At 38.8% G+C, this 4,048-nt stretch carries 6 protein-coding genes; all 6 read right to left on the bottom strand.

All coding sequences use genetic code 11. The features are described from left to right. Window positions 1–396: PoNe immunity protein domain-containing protein (locus WAO84_RS17070; RefSeq protein ID WP_340067355.1), on the bottom strand; the 396-nt coding region annotated here is incomplete at its 3' end. An 85-nt stretch (window positions 397–481) separates the two neighbouring features. After that, complete coding sequence (locus tag WAO84_RS17065) at window positions 482–1,138, bottom strand: hypothetical protein (RefSeq protein ID WP_340067353.1); 657 nt, start codon at window positions 1,136–1,138, stop codon at window positions 482–484. A gap of 84 nt (window positions 1,139–1,222) precedes the next feature. Further along, window positions 1,223–1,597 carry a hypothetical protein gene (locus tag WAO84_RS17060; RefSeq protein WP_340067351.1) on the bottom strand — a complete coding sequence of 125 codons (375 nt, stop codon included), beginning with the start codon at window positions 1,595–1,597 and terminating at the stop codon, window positions 1,223–1,225. Window positions 1,598–1,599: 2 nt separating this feature from the next. Next, the gene (locus WAO84_RS17055) at window positions 1,600–1,863 is read right to left on the bottom strand and encodes a PoNe immunity protein domain-containing protein (RefSeq protein ID WP_340067349.1); all 264 of its coding nucleotides are present in this window, start codon (window positions 1,861–1,863) and stop codon (window positions 1,600–1,602) included. Window positions 1,864–1,869: 6 nt separating this feature from the next. Next, window positions 1,870–2,655: a PoNe immunity protein domain-containing protein gene (locus WAO84_RS17050; RefSeq protein WP_340067348.1), complete on the bottom strand. Its 786-nt coding sequence runs from the start codon at window positions 2,653–2,655 to the stop codon at window positions 1,870–1,872. A gap of 10 nt (window positions 2,656–2,665) precedes the next feature. Next, the coding region (locus tag WAO84_RS17045; RefSeq protein ID WP_340067347.1) for a hypothetical protein at window positions 2,666–4,048 on the bottom strand (1,383 nt) is incomplete at its 5' end.

The raw sequence follows: 4,048 nt of genomic DNA, 5'->3' as shown, positions 1-4,048 counted from the left end.
CACATCCAGCAAAACACTAAGAGCCAGCATCCAGCGCATCTGGATATTATGATCCAGATAATATATACTTATAGGTCTTTGTTTTCTACCTAAATGCATTTTTACATAGTTCTTATCCCATACGGCCCCCATAACCTGTACTGTTTCGGAAAACTGTTTTTGTAGAAAACTTAAATTTTCTCCTTGGGAATAGTAAGCTATAAGATTATGCAACCTTAAAAAGAAAGTAACTAACCTAATTTTTAAAAGGTAGGATTCATTATCACTTCTTTCCGGTGCATTTTCATTCAGTGGATTGGGTACAAATTTTTTTATTTCATCTTCTCTTTTTTTAATGATTTCAGTGTTCCTTCTGATTATTGCCTCAAAGTGTTCCTTAGGTCGAGAACTTTTCATAACATTTTTTATTTATTGAGTAAATACCTGGGATATTTCATGCTTAAACCAAGTAGCTAAAGACCAAAGGTTTTTTTAAAATTCCTCATACAATTGGTTTAAAAAGACCTGTACTAATACCCGAGATTTTTTGTTGTTGCATAGATTTTCTTAGATCCATACTTATTAGATTTCCATGATAAAGCTCGTTTAATGTAATTATATCATAAGGAATAAAGTTTTCTTTAAAAAAGATTTTCTCAGGAAATAAATGATACTCAAACTTTGTGAGATAATGCTTTATCAATTTAATAACATACTCCTTGTGCAGCATGGGAAGTACAATTTTGTTGAGTGGGTTTACATTATGAGCTATGCTAACTGTTGAGCGTTCCATATCAATATACTCCCAAATATCAGGCAAGACAAAGTGTAACCAGAAATAATTTAGCCGTTGTCCATTATGGAATACATCTATTTTGTAAAAGTGATGTTTAGGTAACTTATAGCCTTCGAGTAGTTTTCTTAATTTTTGGTCTACAAGTATCCCGTGATGTCCGCCAACCCCCGGTATCAAATTAGTTGGAACTGCATTTTTATGCAACTCCAACTTATATTCAGGTATAAAATCTGGAAATTTATCATACGTAACCTGTAAATGTGATTTCTCAGTAGTAGGATCATAGTTTTTTTCATAATCCGTCTGAGGATAATATCCTATTTCTTTTAAATCGTCAGAATTGCTAAGAACAAAATATTTCATTTAGAAAATACTGTGACATTGACAAAAAAACAACCGTGGTTATTCACTTAAAACATTAGACCTAATACTTTTAAACACTTTACACTAAAGTATTTCATCTTTATCTATTTCCTTACTAAAACGAGCCAACCATCCATTCTCTATGATGAGTTCGGCTTTAAGCATTTCGCTTATTTCTTCCAGATCAATTAAACTTCCATTTTTATCATATACAATTTTAAATTGCGTATTCTCCTCAAAGATTTTCAAAAAATCAAAAATTGTCCCCTTCAATAGTTCTCTGGTATAGTATTCTATTTCTTTCTTTTGAACAGAATTCATCTCTTTGAATAGATTTTTGTAACCCTCGGTTTTTGCCAGGTCTTCAACTTTATTCAAAATAAACCGGTATTCAGTATCAAAAACATTTTTTACAACCAATTCTCCAAATTCGTCTAAAATTTGTTTGTTTTCATTCATTTTTAATAAGATTTAAAATTTAATTGCTTCCTTATTTCATTTAAATCATCGCCACGGGAAAAGGCAGCAATTAAATTGTAAAGTCTTAAAAAAAACGTTGTTAACTTAGTTTTTGCCAGAATGGATTCATTACTTAGCCTTCCGGGCATTACATCATTTAGAGGGTTAGGTACAAAATTTTGTACTTTTTCCTCATCCTGTTTAATAAACCTTTCATTTCGTTTTATATAAGCATCATAATATCCCGGAGTTCTTGAAATTTTCATACTATTTTATTTATGCAACAACCTGTCAGGATAATGTATATGATCTCTAAAACTATGATCGTCCAGGCCTTTGATCTTTACAATGGCCGCTACCTCAAAGGCCCACATACCAAAAAAAGAATACTTTTCTTCAGGATAGAGATGTGCTTTTGCCCATCCTGTATTTTTATAGGTCTTAAGCCATTCTTTTTCCAGGTAGTGTTTTATCATCGCCTCACATTGGGCCTTATTCTCTTCTACCAGGATCACCCGGATATTATTAAAAGGCACTTCAGGATATACTTTTTCAGAAAGCTCCCGGTCAGGTACCCTGTAGGAGATCAAATAATCATATAGCGCATCTTTTATACGATCCCGGTTTACGAGATCGTATAAAATGGTAAATTCTTCTTCCGGCACATCCAGTAAAACACTAAGAGCCAGCATCCAGCGCATCTGAATATTATGATCCAGATAATACCGGTCCACTTCTTTTCGTTCACGCCCCTCATATATTTTAACATACTTCTTATCCCATACGGCCCCCATAACCTGTACCGTTTCGGAAAACCGCTTCCTTAATTCATTTAAATCATCGCCACGGGAAAAAGAAGCAGATAAGTTATCAAGACGTAAACTAAAAGTAACCAGTTTATTACTCGCAATAATAGATTCATTACTTGGCCTTCCAGGCATCACATCATTTAAAGGATTGGGTACAAAGTTCTTAACTTCGTTTTCTCTCCTCTCAATGGTATTATTATTTTTTTTGATACAAGCATCATAATATCCCGGGCTTCTTGAAATTTTCATACTATTTTATTTATTGAACAAATTCTCTTGATATTTCATAACCATCTATATCTACAAATTTATAATTTATGGTACCATTGGCCTGTACATATCCTACTACGGGAGTATAATTATCTTTTATCTGATGATATAACGCTGCATTCCCATCAAGAGCTTTCCAAAGCCTATCCCTTCCAAATACTTCACTTCCATCACTAATCCACCTTTTACTCATTTGCCGGGCAAGGTCGGTCGCCGGGTTTCCGGGATTAAGCCCTCCGGTCCCGTGGTACTTGGCCTCTACAATAATAAACTCCCCGGTTTCGGGATTCCTGAATATATGGTCTATACCGGTATGCCCGGCAGCATCTATATTGGCCTTACGGTTTACATGTAGTGCCTCATAGCCCTTTTCTACAAAATCCAGGTCCACACGCATTTCTGCAAAATTCCCTTTTCTGGCATTGCTGGCAGTTTGTATGCTGTTTTCAAACTGTTTCACGATCCTGCGCTGGGTCCTGGATACGGCGTCCAGACTTACTTTTACGAGAGGCACGGCGCTTAAGGCATAGCCGGCCTTACGGGTAATACGCAACAGTTTGCCCCCGGGTACTACATCTACCAGTATAAATATACCTGCTACGGCCTTGCTTTGCGAAACCCCGTCAAAGTCTTTTCCGTCAATAAGTACCATAGCATCTTCAATAGGTACGGCATAGCGCCCTGCCAGCTTGACCCCTGTCCAGAAAGCCTCAAATAAAAAGGTAAGGTCGGTATCGGGGTAATCGGGCCGGGGCATACGAAACTCATACCATCGCGGCTCGGGCTCTTCCTGTTCGGTACTGCGTATGTAGTTGTACCCGTCCATAGGGGGTTCGGTAGAGGCCAGGGTTCCGGCATCGGCTTTGTTAATGGCCCGTTTGGTAGCAGAGCGGTACAGTATGCGCCCGCTTTTTAACAAATACATGGTCTCTCCCCAGGCCGGTTGATAAACAGCTATATACTCCAGCGCCTTACGGTTGGCAAACGTACCGGTTTTAGGTGTCCAGCCGTTATCGTTGGCCCTTTCGGCATCAATGTGCATCAGGGCCTCTGCTTTGGCCTCGGCACTAAAATTATGGATGGCCAGGAATCTATAGATGCGGGAGGCGACCTCTAAATGGTTAAAAAGCCAGTCGGCACGTGCGCTGTTGGTAATATTAAGCCGGACACTTACCAGTGCTGCATCGTTTAATAATAGTACGGGGGTGGTCACATCGCCAATACAGTTACCATTGCCATCGGCTATACAATCGGCCTGGCCGTCACCGGGGTTATCGCCACCGTTCCCGGTATCGCCATTGGAGCCTCCACCTCCGGAACCACCGCTATTGCCCAGGGAACCGTCCTGGCTATCCCCTCCCGAGGGCCAGTT

It is taken from the genome of Ascidiimonas aurantiaca, assembly GCF_037646345.1.
Classification (GTDB): domain Bacteria; phylum Bacteroidota; class Bacteroidia; order Flavobacteriales; family Flavobacteriaceae; genus Ascidiimonas; species Ascidiimonas aurantiaca.
The sequence above is the reverse complement of the archived record's forward strand: the minus strand, read 5'-3'. Positions and strand labels throughout refer to the sequence as shown.

What these genes read in the sequence shown, in the direction of transcription:
- WAO84_RS17065 (WP_340067353.1), bottom strand. Translation starts at nt 1,138, where the DNA reads ATGAAATATTTTGTTCTTAGCAATTCTGACGATTTAAAAGAAATAGGA.
- WAO84_RS17060 (WP_340067351.1), bottom strand. Translation starts at nt 1,597, where the DNA reads ATGAATGAAAACAAACAAATTTTAGACGAATTTGGAGAATTGGTTGTA.
- WAO84_RS17055 (WP_340067349.1), bottom strand. Translation starts at nt 1,863, where the DNA reads ATGAAAATTTCAAGAACTCCGGGATATTATGATGCTTATATAAAACGA.
- WAO84_RS17050 (WP_340067348.1), bottom strand. Translation starts at nt 2,655, where the DNA reads ATGAAAATTTCAAGAAGCCCGGGATATTATGATGCTTGTATCAAAAAA.